This is a genomic window from Sphingomonas pollutisoli (assembly GCF_029167165.1).
In the GTDB taxonomy this organism is placed as follows: Bacteria; Pseudomonadota; Alphaproteobacteria; order Sphingomonadales; family Sphingomonadaceae; genus Sphingomonas; species Sphingomonas pollutisoli.
This window is the reverse complement of sequence record NZ_JARFNJ010000002.1, coordinates 377,389-395,638: the sequence shown is the minus strand read 5'-3', so window position 1 is coordinate 395,638 and position 18,250 is coordinate 377,389. Positions and strand designations below refer to the sequence as shown.

Here is an 18,250-nt window from a genome sequence, read left to right as displayed (position 1 = left end):
GGAGGCGGGCCACGCGCGGGAAATTCCCGCGGAGTTCCTGTCGGCTAATCGATGGGCGTGCGCCCGGACGCGGCAGGCCGTCGTCGCAGACGGGCGCCGAGCAGACGCGCCGCCCGGTTGCGCCACGCCGCCCAGCGCGATGCACCGCGACGCGTATAGGCGACTTGCGCGGGGATGGTGAGCAACAACTCGGTGCCGCCTTCCGAGGGAGATCGGATGGTCAGAGTGCCGCGCATTTTCCTCGCCCTTTCCCGCATCCCTTGCAGTCCGTAGTGATGCGCCTTGCGTCCCTCTTCGAGAACGGGTGCCGGAATCCCTAAGCCATCGTCCGAGAACCGGATCGTGAACGGGCGGGCGAAGCGGATTTCAATGCGCAACTGGGTCGCTCTGGCGTGCTGGCGGACGTTGGCGACGGCTTCACCGGCAATGCGAACGATTTCGTCGAGCGCGACCGGTGCAAGCGGGCGAGGGTTGCCATCCGCCTGGATGCGAACGCTCGTTGCGGAACCGAAGCCCTTGTCGGCGACGATGTCGGTTAGGATCTCGACGATCCCCTCGGGGTCTCGGTGCTTCCGCAGGTCGCGTACGCGGTCACGCCCCTCCGATATCGCCCGGTCGGCGCGGGTCAAGGCATTCTCGAGCTGCGCGCGTTCCGGCGTACCCTGCGGCAGATCTTCCACGGCCGCCTGTACGTGCAGGGTGAGGGTCTGGATGGATTGCAGCAGCGTGTCGTGCAGTTCGCGGGCGATGCGTTCGCGCTCGGCCGTCCGCTCGGCCGCCCGCGCGCGGATGCGATTGGACATGGCCCGCAGCCTGAGTGTGTAGAGAAGCCAGAGCAGCACCAGCACTCCAAAACCGCAGAGGAGGCGGAACGGCCAGCTTTGGACGAAGGTCGGCGGGATCTCGAAGGAGAGCGTCGCGCCTTGGCGGTTCCATACGCCGTCCTCGTTCGCCGCCATCAGCCGGAACCGGTAGTTGCCCGGCGCTAGCCCAGTGTAGAAGGCCTCACGGCGCGTGCCCGCGTCTATCCAATCCTCGTCGATCCCTTCGAGCTGGTACCGGAATTGCACGCGCGAAGGCACCGACAGGCTCGTGGCGGTATAGGCGATCTTGAGGTTGGAGGTGCCCTTGGGCAGGCGGGGCGGCACTTCGTTGGCAAAGGTGCGTCTGCCGGCGATCAGCGATTTGACAATCACCGGCGGGGGCAGCCGATTGGAGAACACCTGCTTGGGATCGATCCAGGCAACGCCGACTCTGGTCAGAAACCAGACTCGGCCGTCCGTCGCTTCGACCGCGGTTTGCGACCACGAATCCTGCTGCGCCACGCCAGGCATGCCGTCGTCGCGGTCGAACACGCGCGCCTTCATCGGGCGTTCGGGGTGTGCCAACGCATCATCCAAGGCGGCGCGCGCGATCTTGACCACGCCGCCGGCGGTATTGAGCCAAAGGTCACCCGCGGAGGTTTCGACGATCCCGGCCGTTCGGCTCAGGAAAGGATGGACGTCGGACTTCAGGGTGACGAAACGCCGGCCATCGAACCGCGCCAGGCCGAAGTCGCCGCCCGCATAAACATGCTGCCCCCGAACGGCGATGACCACGACGGTGCCCAGTGCAAGATCGTTGCGGGCGAAGAACACCCGCCGCTTGCGCCCATCGACCATCTCGATGCGATCGCCTTCCGCGATCCACATGCGCCCGGCCTCGTCGCGCAGTATCTGCGTCGGTACATTGCCCAAGGTCGCGAGCCGCTGTTCCGGGGCCCAGCCTCTGCCTTTCCGGCAAAAGGCGCCTTCCGCCGACCAGACGCAGATCCGACCCGGCGCTTCCTCGAGAAGCGCGAACGGCTTTGGTCGCGCCCACGGCAAGGGCACGTCGCGCATGGCCGCGCCCGACCAGATGCCCAACGTCCGATCCGTGCCGATCCAAATGCGTCCCAGCGCATCGGTGTGCAGGATCAGCGGACGCCGCGGAAGCTCAGCCAACTTTCGAGCGGTGATGCCCGGCCCCGCGAGGAACAGCGCGTCGTTCGTTGTCACATACATCGCGCCTGCGGGGCCCCGCGCGATCCGGAAGCCGTTCCGCGAGTCCGTCGGCAGCCCGGCGGCGACCACCGCGCTGGTTTCTCGGAACTGGTCGAGGCCGAGATTGGTCCCTACCCAGATATTGCCTTCCCGGTCTTCCAGGATGGGGTTGGCGAGGTTGGACGTCAGGCCGCGCTCCACGCCGAACTTCTCTCGCGGACCATTGGCGACGAGGGCACCATCGACCCAGCCGGCGCCGAGACGAAAAACGCCGCCACTTCCATAGGTCCCCCAAAGATTGCCGTGTCGGTCGAACAGCAAGCTCTCTGCGCGCGGATTGGCCGATAGGGGCGGCAGCACCCATGTCGGGGGTGCGCCAGCCGCCCAAGGCGCGATGCGCTGGAGACCGGGACGGGCTCCGGTGCTCAGCCAGATCGCGCCATCGGGCGCCTGTTTCAACTGCGGTCTTTCCGAAGCCGAGGCGGGGACGCGCGCGAAGCGGGTGGCGCCGGGACGCAGCACCTCCAGTTCGCCGCCGACCGCGACCCACACCGATCCATCCACCCCCGCGACGACGCTGGTTGCGGCACCTGCGGGGATACCGTGCGAGCGGCCGAGCATTTCCCATCTGCCCTGACGAAAACGGGCGACTTCGCCTCTGTTATCCTCGCCCAAGACAGCCCAGATCATACCCGCTCGGTCCTCGGCGAGCGCCAGCACGGGCACCGACGGCATGCCAAGGTCGAACGTGGTGAGGTGCCCTGCGCGCAGCCGCGCCACGGCACCCGATGCGAAGCCGATCCATAGGTCGCCGGTGCGACTCGCAAGCAGGGCGTTGACGTTGAGCGACGGTAGATGTTCGCCCTTGGAGGGTCGGAACTTCTCGAAGCGCGCGCCGTCGAACTGGTACAGTCCGCTCCCCGTGCCCAGCCATAGATAGCCGTCGCGCGACTGGGCGAGTGCCCAGATTTCCGGTGGTGCGCCCTCCCGTGCCGTCCAGGCGGTATGCCGCAGTTGTTGGAGGGTGCGCTGCACGGTCGCTCCGAGCGCGTCACACGGGCTTGGCAGCGACGCCAACATCCCGACCACGCAATATTTCGCAGCAGACGACATGCCGCGTATTTCGGCTAAACCGGACCAGGTGTCACGCGGAAGCAAGGATGCTGCGCCTGTCGATCCCCCAAACGGGTGAGACCAGCTAACCCGCCCGTATGATGCGGCAGCGTCAGCAGCGGCATAGTCTTCGCGGCACAACAACATTGCTCTGGCTATGGCGTGGCGGCCGGAACTACACCCGCCGAAGACCGGCCGGAGCAATGCGACGGGGAGATCGTCGGCATGTCGTCTATTACTGTATTGATGCCCGCGCCGCCGCCCTTCTATCAAGGCCCCTTCGTGCGAGCGGTCGAGCAATGCTTCCGCTTCGGTCCGTTTATCCTCAGGCCTGGCCGGCAGTCGCTGCTCAAGCACGACGTTCCCGTCAAGATCGGCGCCCGCGCACTCGACATCCTTACCATATTGGTCGAGCGGCCAGGGGAGGTCGTCAGCAAGCGCGAACTGCGCGCGCGCACCTGGCCCGACACGTTCGTCGGCGATGGTAATCTCAAGGTGCATGTCGCCAGCCTGCGCAGGGTGTTGGGCGAAGTGGTCGAGGCGCCGCGCTACATCGCCACCGTCACCGGGCGCGGCTATCGATTCATCGCAGACGTGCAGAACTGAGCGCCGACGCCGCAGGCCGCGTCAGCGTTGGAAGAAGCCGCGCCGGATCGCGACGGTCACGGCATGGGTGCGATCATCGACCCCCAGCTTTGCGAAGATGTTCTTGAGGTGCGACTTGATCGTATCCGGAGAGAGGTCGAGATCCCGCGCGATCTGCTTGTTGGGATGCCCTTCGGCGACCATGCCGAGAATCGCCATTTCGCGATCCGTAAGCGGTTCGTCCAGCGCATGTTCGGCCACGGCGTGGCTGATTTCAGCGCTCATCGCGCGGCGGCCGGCATGGACGGTGCGGATCGCGTCCAGCAACTCGGTGCGCAGGCAGCTCTTGAGCAGATAGCCAGCAGCCCCGGCGCGGATCGCCCGCACCGCCTGCGCGTCTCCGGAATAGGTGGTGAGTACAAGGATTCTCGCCCGCGGGCATAGATCCAGAATCGCGCCGATCGCGTCGATGCCGTTCAGGTCCGGCATCTGCAGGTCCATCAGCGTCACGTCGGGCGTGAGCGCGCGGAACATCGCTACCCCTTCGATGCCGTTCGCCGCTTCGCCTGCGATTTCCATGTCTGGTTGCCGCGCGATCAGCGCGGCCACGCCATCGCGGACCGTTGCGTGATCATCGACCGTCAACACCCGTATCGTCACACTATCCCGATCCCCGATGGCGCCCTTCCGATGCCCGAAGTCGCCGCCGTCCTTCATATCCGTTATGGCTATCCTAGCGATCCACGAGGAATTTTCCACGGCTCGCCGTGACCCTGCCCTTCAATAAGGGAAGGCGGCGTCTGCGCATGGTCATCGGATGCGTGACGCGCGCGTAACGCCCGCACTTAACCGCGCCTTACCATAGCTCACCAGAGCGCGGCACGGATGTGGCGTATGACGGTGAGCAGGCACGAGGGGAAGGCCGCAGCATGACTGTCATGCCGTCGTGCTCGCTATCAAATCCCGCATTCGCGCTGCGGGCGTGTTTTTCAACGATCCCGTTCGTGAGGAGGAGTTGAACGATGGCCGAGGGCGCCTTTCGCGTGGTTCCTGAAGAGATTACCCTGTCGGTCGATCGTGCGGCTATTTTCGTCCGCCGTTGGCGCCCCGTATCGTTGCCGCGCGCGGTCGTTGCCATCTGCCACGGGTTCAACGCGCATGGCGGCCTGTATGCGTGGGTGGCCGAGCGACTGGTTGCGGCGGGCTGCGCCGTATACGCCGTCGATCTGCGCGGGCGCGGCCGCTCGACCGGACCGCGCTTCACCGTTGAACGATTCGACGACTATGTGGCGGACATCGCTGCCATGATCGCGCTGGCCAGGCGACGCGACCAAGACCTGCCGCTATACCTGCTGGGACACGGTGCCGGTGGCGTGGCCGCTTGCCTGTACGCAATCGAGCACCCGTTCGGCTTGCAAGGCCTGATTTGCGAAAGCGTCGCCCTCCGGCTGCCTGCGCCCGCCGTTGCGCTGGCGTTGCTGAAGCTGTTCGGTCGCATCGCACCCGGCGCCCGCGTACTGCGGTTGAAGACCGAAGACTTTTCCCGCGACGGTGCATGGGTCGAGCATTTGAATGCCGATCCCCTTATTGCTGGCGAGATCCAACCACTCGTCACCGTAGCGGCGCTGATCGGCGCGGGGGAGCGACTGGATCGCGACTTCTCGCAGTTGACGACCCCGGTCCTCATCCTCCACGGCACGGCCGACCGAGCAACGCAGCCCAGCGGCAGCCAGCACTTTTACGACGCCACAGGGTCCAAGGATAAGGCGCTGAGACTCTACGAGGGAGCGTATCACGATCTTCTATCGGATATCGGCAGGGAAGCTGTCATCGAAGACATCGTGTCGTGGATTGCCCAACGTTTGCCCGCTGCGCCGCACATTCCGCTGCTATGAAGGGGGTAGCCGAATGCGCCGATGGGAGGGAGAGCCGATAGACTCTCCCGCCGTACGGGCTAGTTGACGCGAGGCTTGAGCAAATCCTGCAGGCCGATGTTCTGAAACATCTCGCGGCGCATGCGATCCCCGACCCGGAACACCTCTTCCGCGCCATCCTGCGAAGGATCGACGTAGACTCGATATGGTCGCTTGCCGAAGGGGGCATCGACGATCGCCGCTATCGCGACCGCCACCTCTCCGGCATCGGCATCGGCTGGCTCAAGGGCAGCTAGCCCATGGAGCGCCTGCTCGGAGACGCCTTTGTAAGGGCCCTCCAGATACTCGGTGGCGCGCTCTTGATCGGCGGGCGCGCCGGAATGGGCGAAGTGGTTCGTGCCCTTCGTGAAAGCGCCCGGCACCACGATCGATGTCTCGATGCCCCAGCGCGCCACTTCGGCCGCGTAGGAGACCGCGAGCGAATCCATGCCCGCTTTCGCTGCGAAGTAGGGAGCGAGGAATGGCGGTGTGCCACCCCGCGCCGAACTCGACGAGACCCAGACAAGCAGCCCGCGACCCTGCTTGCGCAGGTGGGGGAGCGCCGCGCGGTTCACGCGTTGGGTGGACAGCACGTTGATGTCGTAGAGCTCGGCATATTGCTCGGGCGTGAAGGCTTCGGCGGGGCCGAACACCATATGGCCGGCATTGTGCACGACCACGTCGAGGCGACCGTTGTCCGCGATGACTTTATCGATGCCCGCGTTCACCGACGCTTCGGACAGCACGTCGAGTTCCACGGTGCGCAGATCGACGCCGTTGTCTTTCGAGTAGGCTTCGACCTCGGCCACCTTGGTCGCGTTGCGCCCCTTGGTTTCACGCATTGACGCATACACGACATGACCTGCCTTCGCGAGCGCCTGTGCGGAGAGGAGGCCGAACCCGCTCGACGCGCCGGTGACCAGAACTACCTGCTTCATGATGATTGTCCTTCGATCGGAGGGAAAGGTCCGGCTCAGCACATTCCGCCGTTCGCGCGGAGAACCTGGCCGTTGACCCAGGCGCCCTCCGGGCCGGCCACGAACGACACGACGCGGGCGATATCCGCCGGCTGACCCAGCCGCTCGAGCGGATTGAGCTTCGCCATATGATCGATCAGCTCGGGGCTTTTGCCATGGAGGAACAGCTCAGTGGCGACCGGCCCCGGGGCGACCGCGTTCACGGTGATGTTGCGCCCGCGCATCTCCTGCGTGAGAACCTGTGTCATGGCCTCCACTGCCGCCTTCGTTGCCACGTACAGGCCGTAGGTCGGCAGGCGCATGCCGATGACACTGGTCGAAATGTTGATGATGCGGCCGCCTTCGCGAACGCGGTTGGCGGCCTCGCGGCAGACGTTGAACGTGCCCTTGACGTTGATGGCCATGCTCCGGTCGAACATGTCGTCGGGCAGTTCGGCGATCCTCGCCTGCAGCATCACGCCGGCGGAATTGACCACGACATCGATGCCGCCGAACGTGTTCTCGGTCTGCTCGAACATGGCGGCCACCGCGGCCGGATCGGCAACGTCGGCCTGAACCGCGATCGCGTCGCCGCCTGCAGCCTTGATCTTGTCGACAACCTCCTGTGCTGGACCGACGCCGCCCGCGTAGTTGACGACCACGGCGTAACCGTCGGCCGCGAGGCGAACCGCTATCTCAGCCCCAATCCCGCGCGATGAACCGGTGACCAGGGCAACTTTTCCGTTCTTGCTCATGTCTTCCTCCGTTCTCTCTTGTCGGGCCGAAGAGGTTCGGCTCCGGGGAACAAATCTAGTTTTGCGCGATGAATCAATATAATACATAAATGTTAATGCATGAATGACTGAAAGTATGCCTTATGGTGTTCGATAGCAGGTTGCTGAGCGGGATCGGTGCGGTTTCGGCCGTCGTGGAAGCCGGCAGCTTCGCGCGTGCCGGAGAGGCGATGGGGTTGACGCAGCCTGCGGTGAGCCGCGCTGTGGCACGGTTGGAGGAGCGGGTCGGAGTCCGCATATTCAACCGGAGCGCTCGCGCGATATCCCTGACCGACGAGGGGCGAAGCTTCTACGAGGCCGTATCTCCGCTGCTGGCCGGAATCCAGGATGCTGCTGTTCGCGCCGCCGGCAACAGAGCCGTCGTTCGAGGCCGGCTCAGGGTCAACGTCGATGGCACATTCGGGCATCATCTGCTGTCGCCTAGACTCGGAGAGTTTTTGGCGCGGTACCCGGAGCTGGCTGTCGAAGTCGGCGTACGGGATCGGATGGGCGATCTCGTCGGCGATGGCTTCGATGTGGCGGTTCGGTTCGGAGAGCCCGAACCCTCGTCTCTGAAGGCGCGCCTGCTGCTGCGCACTCGCGTCGTAACCTGCGCGGCACCGGCCTATGTCGAGCGGCATGGGCAACCCCGGACGCCCCAGGACCTGTCGCATGGGCAACACCATTGTCTGCTGATCCGCAACGACGCAACCGGTCGCCCCTACGATTGGGAGTTGCATCGGGGAAAGAAGTCGGTGGCCGTGGCCGCAAGCGGGGCACTCCTCGTCACCGATACCGGGATGTTGCTTGGCGCTTGCCTGGGCGGCGCTGGAATCGCGCAACTGCTGGATATCTACGCACGCGATCTCATCACGGCGGGGCGCCTCGTCCATCTGCTACAGGATTGGTCGGATGAGACCTTCCCGCTCTATGCTTTCCATCATGCCTCTCCTATCGTTCCGGCAAAGGTCCAGGCGTTTCTGGACTTCGTGAGCGAGATCGCCGCCTGACCCTTGCCGGACGCGGGCCGGCTCGAAGCCGGTCGAAAATCGGTCAGCGACCGATATGGTCGCGGATGCCGCCCGCGAACTCGCGATACGATGCGGTTTCGACACTAGCGTCGGTCGCGGACACCATTAGCACCTGGTAGCTGATCTTCGGGTCATCACGATCCTTGGCCATCAGCGAAATCGCGGCGGTCATGTCGCCGCCGACCGAATTGTCGGCAACTGCTTTGCGGGTCCCATCGGCCGCCGATCTCGTCCGAGTGGCCGAGACCCTCGGCGTGCGCGAGGCGATAACTCGCTATAATCGGAGCCGATGGCCCTCTGATCGGCATTGATGCGATCGCGTGGACGGCCCCTGCACCGGCGTAGCTGTGCGTTGCGCAAATCCACGTCCAGCGGATCGACATCCAGCGCAGCCTGACGATGGCGCTGGCGGCGGCGAAGTGGATGGCCAAGCGATCATAGCGGGTGGCGAGACGTCAGACATGCTTGAGGCGACCGAAGCATCTGCAAAGCCCTTCAGACACCCGGAAGCCGCCGGGGCGTATCGGCCAGTCGTGCGCGTTCGCCGAATGGCGGTGATCACGCCTGCGGGCGGTCGCTTCAATCGAAACCCGACTTCCCAAGTGTGGACGCAAACGACGGCTGTGTCCGAAGACGCGACGGCAGCAGTCGACCACATGCGTCGTTCCGCGTGCTACTTGAAATCGTCTCGTCTCGCCGAACCCGGCCGTCGAACCTATATGCGCGCGATGCCTCGATCTCCTGCCAACGCGGATTTCTCCGAAAATCCGTCGGCAGGGGGACGGCGAAACCAGCGCACTAAAACTTGGCGCTGACACGGACATAGGCCTGGCGGCCATAGGGGTCTCCCAGCGTCGAGAGATAACCGGTGTACAAGGCCTTGGCCGGCGCGGTGTCGAGCGCGTTTATCATGCCGAGCGTGAGTTCGTACTGCTTGTCCGCACCGAATTGCAGGCCGTATTGAACGTCGAACACCGACCATGCCCCGACCCGCGCCACCGTCGGCGCGCCGACGACCTGCTGATAATCGTCGATCACGCTCGATACGTAACGCCAGGTGCCCGACAGGAAATGGTCGCCGAGCGAAACATCGATGCTGGCGAGGTTGCGCCAACGCGGCGCGGCGGCCGAGGTCAGCGGCGAGGTCTGGTAGTTGTTGCGGTGGCCGACGCCGTCGTAGACGATCGTGCCGGTATCGACATCATAGGTCGCCAGGTAACTCAGATTGTCGCGCAGGGTGACATGCGCCGCGCCGACCTCGAAGCGATAGTTCGCCGCGACGTCGATACCCGACGTGCCCGTGCCGCTGGGTGCATTGTAGGAGGACACGATGACGGATTGGGCGACGCCGCTCGCATCCCGGATGACGTTGGGGCCGTTGGGGGCGGCGTTGATGACCGCCTGGCCGTTCTGAAGCTGGATCTGGTTCTTGTACTTGTAGTGCCAGTAATCGACGGACAGGCTGAGGTTCTGGATCGGCAGCAGCGTCGCGCCGACGTTGAACACGTCCGCTTTCTGCGGTCGCAGACCTGGGTTGCCATATTGTTGGACCGACCGGAAGGTCGTCGTGCCGTCGCGCGGATCGATGATGTTGGCGACGTTGGTGGAGATCAGCACGGCGGCGGAATTGGCGATGCTCGGCGCCTGGAACGCCTTGCTCGCCGAACCGCGCAGCGACAGTTGCGGCAGGATGCGCCAGTTCACCGCGATCTTGGGCGCGGTCGTGCTGAAGTTGCCGTAATCCTCATAGCGCGCGGCGGCGTTGACGTTGAGGCCGGTGACGACCTCGTAATTCGCCTCCGCGAACACGCTTTTCACCTCACGGCTGAAGGCGGTGTTGCGGTTCGGCCCGAGGAAACCGCCGAACCCGCTCAGCAGCAGGTCCGAATAGGTGTTCGACTGCTTCTCCTTGCGGTATTGCGCGCCGACCGCGACGTCGAGCGAGTGGCCGTTGATCTGCGCGAGCGAACCGTTCACGACCGCTTCGCCGATCATATATTCGATCTTGGACAGCGTCGTGACGTTGCTCTGGAGATTGTAGATCAGCGACGGGTCCATCTTGGACACGTCGGCGGTGAAGGGGCTGAAATAGAGGCAGTTGCCGACACCGGGCTGCGCGCCGGCGCCCGGCCCGCTGTAGCGGATGTTGCAGTTCGGGCCGCCATAGCCGTTGAGCGCGGCCTGGAAGAGATTCATGTCGGTGTCGCGGTCGGTTGAGGAGATGTCTGCGCGCGAATAGGTGGCGTTGGCGGTGTACTTCCAGTTTCCGCTGATGTTTCCGCGCGCACCGACGACGAACTGGCCCTGATCGACCTTGTCCTGGATCAGGCGATAGGGATAGCCAGGAAAGCCCTGCGAGCCGATCGCGCGACCGATGAAGGCGACATCGACGCCGAAGGGGTTATAGGGATTGCTCGCCGGCACGATCGGCGGGCGCGCGCCGACGCGGTTCTGCGCATAGGACGGCACGCTGCGGCGGTTCGAATCCTGATGATAGATGCCGATCTCCGCGAACAAGGTCTGCCCCGGCGCGATCTCGAACGAAGTGTCGTTGTGGACGAGGTAGCTCTTCGCCTCGGGTCGGATCGGATTCTGCGCCTGGAAGCTGAACTGGCACGAGCCGAGGCCGAAGCCGAAGCCGGGGCTGTTCGCCGCGGGGACGTAGCGGCTCTGGCTGGCCGCCGAACCGCAATTGGGATCGACGACCGTCAGCGTACCGGCGGAGGATTTGAAGCGATCATAAAGGGTCGAATAGTTGTTGCCGTTGAGCACGACATCGCCGCCGCTGGCGGTTTGCGGCCGCGAATAGAGCGTGAACGCGCCCGGATTGGCGCCCGCACCCGAGGAGGGGTTGAAGAAGTTCGTCACTTCGCGCTGGCTGTTCTGAAGCCCGGCCTGATAGCGATACGCGGCGGAGGTGACGGTGTGGAAGCGGCCGCTGCCGATGCCCCACATCGCCTGCACGGTGGCGGCGGGGGAATCGTCGATGTGGGTATATTGGGCGGAGACCTTGAGGCCGTTGAAGCGCGTGTTGGTGATGACGTTGAACACACCCGCGACCGCATCCGCGCCATAGGTGGACGATGCGCCATCAAGCACGGTCTCGACCCGGTCGATCGCGATCTCGGGCGTCAGGCTGTTGAGGTTGACGAAGCCGTCGGCGGGTACGACCCGCCGCCCGTTGAGCAACACCAGCGTCGCGCCCGCGCCGAGCCCGCGCAGGTTGGCGGACCGGGTATCGCGCGAATCCGCGCCGCCGCCCTTGGCGAGATCCTGGATACCACCGGCGCTGCCGACGTTCTGCGGAATGAAGCGGGTGATGTCGCCAAGCGAGGTGACCGGTCCTCGCCAGGTTCGCGGCGTCGATCGACAGGATCGGCGAGGCGCGATCCTCCTGCCGCACGTTGCGCAGATAAGAGCCGGTGACGACGATGTCGGGCGTGATCTCTGCGGGCGGGGGCGTTTGCGGATCGGCCGCTGGGGGCTGCTGTGGATCAGCAACCTGCGCGCTGGCGGCGGTGGCCAGCATCATCACAACCGCGGTGATCGAGAGACCGCCGAGAAGGCGATGCGAACATGCGAGCGGATTGGTCATCGGCAGTTTCCCCTTTGTGGCCGAAGTACCGGACGCGCGAGGGATCATGCCGCCAGTCACGGGCGGTCGTATCAGGTCAGGTCGCGGGCGACTGGCCTTGCATCCTCTCGACGACATCCGGCTTCGGACGTTCTTGTCTGTGTATGAGTGGCCTGTTCCGTTCCAGAACAGAAATATAATCTTCTGATTGATCGATGCGTTGAACTGATCGTTACTGGCGGCTGACGAGGACGTCGCTCTCGACCGCCTGGGCGATCAGCTTTTTCGCGTCGTCTGCGCGCAGCCAGCCGGCCGCCTGCTGGCTGGCGACGACGCTGCGGACCTTCGCCACGAAGCCGTCGTGATCGCGATACCGTTCCTCGAGCGACAGTCGTGGATCGTGCGCCGCCAGCCGTTCGGCGCGCGTGCGCGCGAACGGAACGTAGCCGCCGAAGAAGCCGCAACCGCCGCCTTTGCCCCAGCCGGCCGACTGGATGTTCCAGCCGAGATAGGTGCCGAGCGGAACCTGGAGCTGCACGGAGGGGACGCCCGATGTTTCGTTGCCATCGGCGTTCACGCGCGGCACGCGCGACAGAATCACGCCGCGCACGATCGGCGGCTGCCGCGTGATCGCCCCGCTGATGTCGTGATAGGCGAAGCCGCTTCCCATGTCGTAATCGAGGAACACGTTGAGCTTGCCGTCCGGTGAGGGTGCGCCCGGCCAGGTCGGGAAGCCGGTCGCGGCGGCGTTCGCCTCGACGAGATCGCCGTGCTTGAGCGTCGGGTAGCGGCTCGGCGGCGGGGCCGTGCCGTCGCGAACCCAGGCGATCAGCATCGTCTGCGCGGCACGCAGGCTTTCGAGTGACGAATTGGGATTGCCCGGAAGCGCGCAGACCGGTGACTTCGGATCGCCCGCGCTCTTGAAGCCGCCGGTCCACGAACCGCCATGCGTGACCGAGGGGAAATAATAGCGCCGCACGTCCGGCGGGAGCGGAAGATCGGCCTTCGCATCGGTGCCGATCAGGCCGGGCGACATGCGCAGCCCCCAGAATTCGGCCGACCCGAACGTCTCGATGATCTTCGGGCAGGTATCGCTCGCGCGGCAGCGATCGAGCAGGCTGCTCGTGCCGCGTCCACGCGCGACGTCATCGTACCGGCTCCACCACAAAGTCCCTTCGCTGCCGGGTTCGTAGAGCGTCGCGGCGCCGCCGGGTACCGCGAAGCGCAGGTTGAGCGGCACCTGCCGCGCGGCGATGTTCGGGTTGACCCCGTCGAACACGCGCTTGCCAGTCTCATCGGCGTTGAAGCCGAGATTGACGAAGCTCTTGAGGAAATTGCCCGATTGCGAGGTTCCGCTCGCCAACGTCCAGCGGATCGCCCCCGCCGGATTGGCGGTGCCGCGATCGTCGGGCTTGCCGCTGCGCAAATACGCGACGAGATCGCGTGTCGCGGCGAAGCCGATCCCGAGCACCAGCGGGTCTTTCCCCTGATAGATCAGCGTATAGGCATAGGCCGGATCGAAGCCGCCGCGCACGCACAGCTTGGCCGGATCGGGCGTGCCGGGGAAGGGCGTGGTGCTGCAATCGGCGAAGGCCCAGTCGCGCGGGCTGATATCGACCGATTCGGCGGTGTCGGCGGTCTGGCGGAACAGCCGCGCCTTGGTCGTATCGAGCGATACCGGCGCGGGGCGGGGGGTCGGCTTGCCGATGCTGCCGGTAATCGGCAGCGATTTCGCGCCGGCGGGCATATCGACGAAGCGGGCGAGCACCGGTCCGGTCAGCGGACCGCCATCGCGCGCATGCGCGATCGGTACGGTCGCGGACTGGACATCGGCGCCGGGCGTAAGATCGCCCTGCCAGCCGCTTATCACGCGCACGTTGCCGTCGGGATCGGCGTCGATCGGCCAGCCGCCGCGGTTCGGCACATCGTAGAACAGCACTCCGCTACTCTTGGCAGGGTCGACTGGCCGTGCGATCGCGAAGGTCGCCGAATAAGCGACACGCCCGCGCGCGTCGCGCGGCGCCCCTTCGATGTCGGTGATGATGCGGTTGTGCGCGTCGGCCGGGTCCAACGTCCCGAAGAAGCGGCCGCGCACGATCTCATAGGCCGTCGGCGTGGCGGCCTTGGCTGGCGTCACGCTGTCGATCTGGATGCGTTCGAGGCGTGCCGACGCCGGCGCCGCGAGCAGGGCCGCCAGCGCGGACCCGGCGAGGAAGATGTGCGATTTTGGCATGATCGAACCTTTCAGTCGCGCTCGATGATGAGATCGAGCAGTTGCGCGCCAAGCGTCTTGCCGTGGGCGTCGAGCGCGAGCGACCGGGTGACGCCGCCGCGCAGCGCGCCTTCCAGCACGAAGTTGAGCGCGCCCAGCGCGGGAAGCTCGTAGCGGCGGATGCTGCGGATCGGCAGATCGGCGAAATGGCCGGCGACCCGATCGGCGGTCACATGCTCTGCCAGCAGGGCGAAATCGGCGGCGGAATAGGCGATGACGGCGATCTGCGAAATGTCGCCTTTGTCACCGGTGCGGATATGCGCCACGTCGCGCAGGATCATGTCAGGCGACCTCGTAATGGACTGTGGGCGAGATCCGCGTGCGGTCGATCAACGTCGAGGCCACCGCGAGCACTTCGCGGACGGCGGTGACGGCGCCACCGCCGCCAAACGGCCCGTTAGTGTAGAGCGCCTCAACTTCGGCGCCGATCCGCTCGGCTCCGGCGCGTGTGGCGGCGCGGCCGGCGACGCGGATGCGGACTTCGCGGGGCTCGGGAGCGCTCCCGCGCCCCGTGCGGTCGATCGCATCGACACCGATCATCTCGAAGCGCAGATCGGTGACGGGGGCGCCCGTCATGTCGAGTCGTTCGCGCACGATGTCGAGCGCGAGACGCCCGCGCGCGACCGCGCCCGGCCCGGCATAGGAGATCTGGCCCTCGCCCAGGAAGCCATCGCCATAACCGATCGAAACCTTCAGCGTGTCGGGTTGCTGTGCCCCGCCGCCACCGCTGACGGCGACCCGGTCCGGCGCGACTTGATCGAAGGCAACGCTACGGAAATCGGCGACGACATCGGCTTGCAGATACGCGCCGGGATCGAGGATTTCGTAGAGCAACTGCTCCTTGCACGTCGCGACCGACAGGCGACCGCCCGAGCCATCGACCTTGCCGAGCACCGCCGAGCCGTCGGCTGCGACGTCCGCGAAGGGGAAGCCGAGCCGGGCGAGGCCGGGCACGTCCTTGACGCCGGGATCGGCGAAATAGCCGCCGGTGACTTGGCCTGCGCATTCAAGCAGATGCCCGACGACGGTCCCGCGCCCGAGCCTGTCCCAGTCGTCCCGCGCCCAGCCGAACGCATGGATCATCGGCCCCAGGAACAGCGCCGGATCGCCCACACGCCCGGTTATCACCACGTCCGCGCCGCCCGCCAGCGCGGCGACGATGCCGTCCGCGCCGAGATAGGCGTTGGCCGAGACGATCGCATCACCGAGATCGCGGCTGGTGCCGGGCCGGTCGGTCAGCGCGAAATCCCCGGCGCGCACGATATCGAGCACATCGTCGCCGCCGACCGCCGCAACGCGAAGCCCATGCAGTCCGAGATCGCGCGCGATTCGTGCGACGAGGCGCGCGGCGCCGGCCGGATTGGCCGCTCCCATATTGGTGACGATCCGCACGCCACGCGCGTGTGCCGCCGGCAGCACCATCCGCATGCGGTCTTCGAGCAGCGGATCGAAACCGGCGTCCGGATCGATCCGGCGCGCGGCCTGCGCGAGCGCGATCGTCCGCTCCGCCAGGCATTCGAATGCAAGGAAATCCAGTTGGCCGTGCTCGACCAGTTCCAGCGCCGGCTCGATGCGGTCGCCGGAGAAGCCCGCCCCCGCACCGATGCGGATCGTCCGCGCGGTCATAGCGAAAATATCCCGAAGAGAATGGCCGCCAGCGTCATCACCACCGATGCCGCGAACAGCCAGGGAATGGCGAAGCGCTGGTGCGCGCCAAGCTCGACGCCGCTGAGACCGGCGACCAGAAACGTTGCCGGGGTGAGTGGACTGACCGGGAAGCCGGTGGTCATCTGCCCCAACAGCGCCGCTTGCGCGACCTGAACGGCGGGTATGTGGAAATGGCCTGCCACCTCCGCGATCACCGGCAGCACGCCGAAGTAGAAGCTGTCGGGATCGAACAGGAGGCTGAGCGGCATCGCGGCGAACCCCAGCAGCACCGGGATGCGCGGGCCGATCGCATCCGGGACATGCGCTACCGATGCCTGCGCCAGCGCCTTTATCATGCCCGATCCCGTCATGATGCCGGTGAAGGCGCCGGCGGCGAACAGGATTCCCGCCATCATCAGCGCCGCGCGCGCGTGCGCGTCGATCCGCTCGCGCTGCTGGGTGGCAGACGGATAGTTGATGATGAGCGCGAGCGCGGTACCGGCCATGAACACGACCACCGGCTCCATCAGTCCCGTCACCATCGTCAGCACCACGACCAGCGTGATCGCCACGTTTACGGGGTAGAGGGCCGGTCGGCGGAGCGCGCGCTCCGCATCGCTTGGCGCGTGCGAGGGGCTCGTCATCGCCGCGCCGGCCGACGCGGGCGCCTGCCGCACGATCGCGAGGCGGCGTTCCTCACGGATGCCGAGCCACCAGGATACGCCGAACACGAAGACGAGACCGACGATCTGGACGCCGATCATCGGGGTGAAAATGGTTGTGACGGGCAGTTTCAGGGCGGCGCTCGCCCGCAGCGTCGGTCCGGTCCACGGCAGGAAGTTCACCCCCGCCGCCATCGACGCGGTGCAGGCCAGCACGCGCCGGTCCATGCCGAGCCTGTCGTAGAGCGGGCGCAGGGCGGGAATGGTGATGAGGAAGCAGACCGCGCCCGAACCGTCGAGGTGGATGAGCAGCGCGAGCAGCGCGGTGCCGACCGTGATCCGCGACGGTCGTTCGCCGACCAGCCGCAGCACCGCGCCGACCAGCGGCGCGAGCAGGCCCGCATCGGTCATGATCCCGAAGAACAGGATCGCGAAGACGAACATGCCCGCGACCGGCGCGATCTTGGCGAGGCCCGCGACGATATGCTCCGGGATTTCGGGCGCCATCCCCGCCGCGATCGCTCCCGCGATCGGGATGAGGATAAGCGCCGCGAGCGGCGACACGCGATTCGACAGGATCGCGGCGAGCAGCGCCATGATCGTCGCGGCGGCTATGAGCGCGAGCATCCCTTCTCCCCCCGTTCTGTCAGTTGATCTCTGCCCCATGATGCCGACGGATGATCTATCCAGCAATTCGACTTATCTGATGGAGCAATCAGTTTTTAATATCGATTGCAGACCTGCCATCACGGTCCCGAGAAACGCCTCCGCGGCGGGTGACATCGTGCGGTTTTCCAGACAGGCGATACCGATCTCGCGCGAGACGCGCGGCGGCGCCATCCGCCGCCACGCGACATCCCCGCCGACACCCAGCATCGGCAAGGTCGAGAGCGGCAACAATGTGATGCCGAGGCCGGCGGAGACGAGACCGCCAACGGTGGCCAGTTGCGAGCATTCGTACAGCGGACGAACGAGCAGGTCGGTCTTGGCGAAGGCCGCATCGGTCAGCAACCTCACGCTGCTGCGCGGCTCCATCGCGATGAAGGGCCGGCTCGAAAAAATCGTCCAATCGACTGGCGTGGGGATATCGTCGGCGTCCTGCCGCCGGCAGACCAGCACGCATTCGTCATCCATGACCGGATCGAAACGAAAGCCGTCGCCGGACCCGGGCGGAGTCGTGATCGCGAAGTCGATCAGCCGGTCGAGCATCTGCTGGTACAAGGCGCCGGAGAGATTGTCGCGAAGGATGATCTCGACCTGCGGGTGAGTCTGGCGGAACTCGGCGATGATCGCGGGCAGAAAATGGGCGGCAGCGGACGGCAGCGCGCCGACGATCACACGTCCGCGCTGCCCGGCGAACGTCTGCTGCAACTCCTCGAAGGCCAAGTCGAAATCCCCGGCGAGACGCTCGACGGTTGGGAGCAAGGCTGCGCCCGCCGGCGTCAGCGCGACGTTGCGCGAATTGCGATCGAACAGGCGAACGCCGAGTTCCTCTTCGAGCAGCTTGATCGTCCGGCTGAGCGCCGGCTGCGACAGATTGGCCAGCCGCGCCGTCTCGCTGAAGCTTCGGGTGATGGCGACCTGCATGAACAGACGAAGGCTCGACAGGCTCGGTGTGCGGCGCATGATCCATCTCCCCGCGCATCAATAGCCTGGGCTGATGGATATATACAAATCCTCTATTTTTATAATCGAACCGTATC

General features: G+C 65.7%; 14 protein-coding genes. 3 read left to right on the top strand and 11 right to left on the bottom strand.

The features are described 5' to 3' along the window. Nucleotides 1-44: 44 nt before the first annotated feature. Nucleotides 45-3,434 (bottom strand): sensor histidine kinase, encoded by a 3,390-nt coding sequence (locus PX554_RS05210; protein WP_275499552.1) that lies wholly within the window; start codon nucleotides 3,432-3,434, stop codon nucleotides 45-47. On the opposite strand from PX554_RS05210, the gene PX554_RS05205 reads away from it, so the two are divergent. Next, the gene (locus PX554_RS05205; protein WP_275499551.1) at nucleotides 3,417-3,740 is read left to right on the top strand and encodes a winged helix-turn-helix domain-containing protein; all 324 of its coding nucleotides are present in this window, start codon (nucleotides 3,417-3,419) and stop codon (nucleotides 3,738-3,740) included. The two genes, PX554_RS05210 and PX554_RS05205, sit on opposite strands and share 18 nt — an antisense overlap. Before the next feature lie 21 nt (nucleotides 3,741-3,761). On the opposite strand, the gene PX554_RS05200 is transcribed toward PX554_RS05205, so the two are convergent. After that, nucleotides 3,762-4,367 (bottom strand): response regulator, encoded by a 606-nt coding sequence (locus PX554_RS05200; RefSeq protein ID WP_338061569.1) that lies wholly within the window; start codon nucleotides 4,365-4,367, stop codon nucleotides 3,762-3,764. A 374-nt stretch (nucleotides 4,368-4,741) separates the two neighbouring features. Here PX554_RS05200 and PX554_RS05195 point away from each other — a divergent pair, with 374 nt between their 5' ends. Next, a complete protein-coding gene (locus PX554_RS05195) occupies nucleotides 4,742-5,614 on the top strand; it encodes an alpha/beta hydrolase (protein ID WP_275499547.1) in 873 nt (290 codons plus the stop codon). A gap of 59 nt (nucleotides 5,615-5,673) precedes the next feature. Here PX554_RS05195 and PX554_RS05190 read toward each other — a convergent pair whose 3' ends face one another. After that, nucleotides 5,674-6,570 (bottom strand): SDR family oxidoreductase, encoded by an 897-nt coding sequence (locus tag PX554_RS05190; protein WP_275499545.1) that lies wholly within the window; start codon nucleotides 6,568-6,570, stop codon nucleotides 5,674-5,676. A gap of 35 nt (nucleotides 6,571-6,605) precedes the next feature. Continuing rightward, nucleotides 6,606-7,343 (bottom strand): SDR family oxidoreductase, encoded by a 738-nt coding sequence (locus PX554_RS05185; protein WP_275499543.1) that lies wholly within the window; start codon nucleotides 7,341-7,343, stop codon nucleotides 6,606-6,608. Nucleotides 7,344-7,465: 122 nt separating this feature from the next. On the opposite strand from PX554_RS05185, the gene PX554_RS05180 reads away from it, so the two are divergent. Beyond that, complete coding sequence (locus PX554_RS05180) at nucleotides 7,466-8,371, top strand: LysR family transcriptional regulator (protein ID WP_275499541.1); 906 nt, start codon at nucleotides 7,466-7,468, stop codon at nucleotides 8,369-8,371. A gap of 43 nt (nucleotides 8,372-8,414) precedes the next feature. Here PX554_RS05180 and PX554_RS05175 read toward each other — a convergent pair whose 3' ends face one another. From PX554_RS05175 to PX554_RS05145, 7 genes are all read right to left on the bottom strand, one after another. Further along, complete coding sequence (locus tag PX554_RS05175; RefSeq protein ID WP_275499992.1) at nucleotides 8,415-8,660, bottom strand: alpha/beta hydrolase fold domain-containing protein; 246 nt, start codon at nucleotides 8,658-8,660, stop codon at nucleotides 8,415-8,417. Nucleotides 8,661-9,190: 530 nt separating this feature from the next. Continuing rightward, complete coding sequence (locus tag PX554_RS05170; RefSeq protein WP_275499539.1) at nucleotides 9,191-11,893, bottom strand: TonB-dependent receptor domain-containing protein; 2,703 nt, start codon at nucleotides 11,891-11,893, stop codon at nucleotides 9,191-9,193. 305 nt (nucleotides 11,894-12,198) lie between these two features. Beyond that, the gene (locus tag PX554_RS05165; RefSeq protein ID WP_275499537.1) at nucleotides 12,199-14,199 is read right to left on the bottom strand and encodes an alpha/beta hydrolase domain-containing protein; all 2,001 of its coding nucleotides are present in this window, start codon (nucleotides 14,197-14,199) and stop codon (nucleotides 12,199-12,201) included. Between the two features lie 11 nt (nucleotides 14,200-14,210). Continuing rightward, nucleotides 14,211-14,519 (bottom strand): AtuA-related protein, encoded by a 309-nt coding sequence (locus PX554_RS05160; RefSeq protein WP_275499535.1) that lies wholly within the window; start codon nucleotides 14,517-14,519, stop codon nucleotides 14,211-14,213. A gap of 1 nt (nucleotide 14,520) precedes the next feature. Further along, nucleotides 14,521-15,864, bottom strand: a complete 1,344-nt coding sequence (locus PX554_RS05155) for an acyclic terpene utilization AtuA family protein (protein WP_275499533.1) — start codon at nucleotides 15,862-15,864, stop codon at nucleotides 14,521-14,523. Then, the gene (locus PX554_RS05150) at nucleotides 15,861-17,174 is read right to left on the bottom strand and encodes a CitMHS family transporter (RefSeq protein WP_275499531.1); all 1,314 of its coding nucleotides are present in this window, start codon (nucleotides 17,172-17,174) and stop codon (nucleotides 15,861-15,863) included. The genes PX554_RS05155 and PX554_RS05150 overlap by 4 nt, the downstream gene beginning before the upstream one ends. Nucleotides 17,175-17,246: 72 nt before the next feature. Continuing rightward, complete coding sequence (locus PX554_RS05145; RefSeq protein ID WP_093221116.1) at nucleotides 17,247-18,173, bottom strand: LysR family transcriptional regulator; 927 nt, start codon at nucleotides 18,171-18,173, stop codon at nucleotides 17,247-17,249. Nucleotides 18,174-18,250: the final 77 nt, after the last annotated feature.

Excerpts from the sequence above, each read along its gene's own strand:
- PX554_RS05195 (WP_275499547.1), top strand. The coding sequence starts at position 4,742 with ATGGCCGAGGGCGCCTTTCGCGTGGTTCCTGAAGAGATTACCCTGTCG.
- PX554_RS05190 (WP_275499545.1), bottom strand. The coding sequence starts at position 6,570 with ATGAAGCAGGTAGTTCTGGTCACCGGCGCGTCGAGCGGGTTCGGCCTC.
- PX554_RS05185 (WP_275499543.1), bottom strand. The coding sequence starts at position 7,343 with ATGAGCAAGAACGGAAAAGTTGCCCTGGTCACCGGTTCATCGCGCGGG.
- PX554_RS05180 (WP_275499541.1), top strand. The coding sequence starts at position 7,466 with ATGGTGTTCGATAGCAGGTTGCTGAGCGGGATCGGTGCGGTTTCGGCC.
- PX554_RS05165 (WP_275499537.1), bottom strand. The coding sequence starts at position 14,199 with ATGCCAAAATCGCACATCTTCCTCGCCGGGTCCGCGCTGGCGGCCCTG.
- PX554_RS05160 (WP_275499535.1), bottom strand. The coding sequence starts at position 14,519 with ATGATCCTGCGCGACGTGGCGCATATCCGCACCGGTGACAAAGGCGAC.
- PX554_RS05155 (WP_275499533.1), bottom strand. The coding sequence starts at position 15,864 with ATGACCGCGCGGACGATCCGCATCGGTGCGGGGGCGGGCTTCTCCGGC.
- PX554_RS05150 (WP_275499531.1), bottom strand. The coding sequence starts at position 17,174 with ATGCTCGCGCTCATAGCCGCCGCGACGATCATGGCGCTGCTCGCCGCG.
- PX554_RS05145 (WP_093221116.1), bottom strand. The coding sequence starts at position 18,173 with ATGCGCCGCACACCGAGCCTGTCGAGCCTTCGTCTGTTCATGCAGGTC.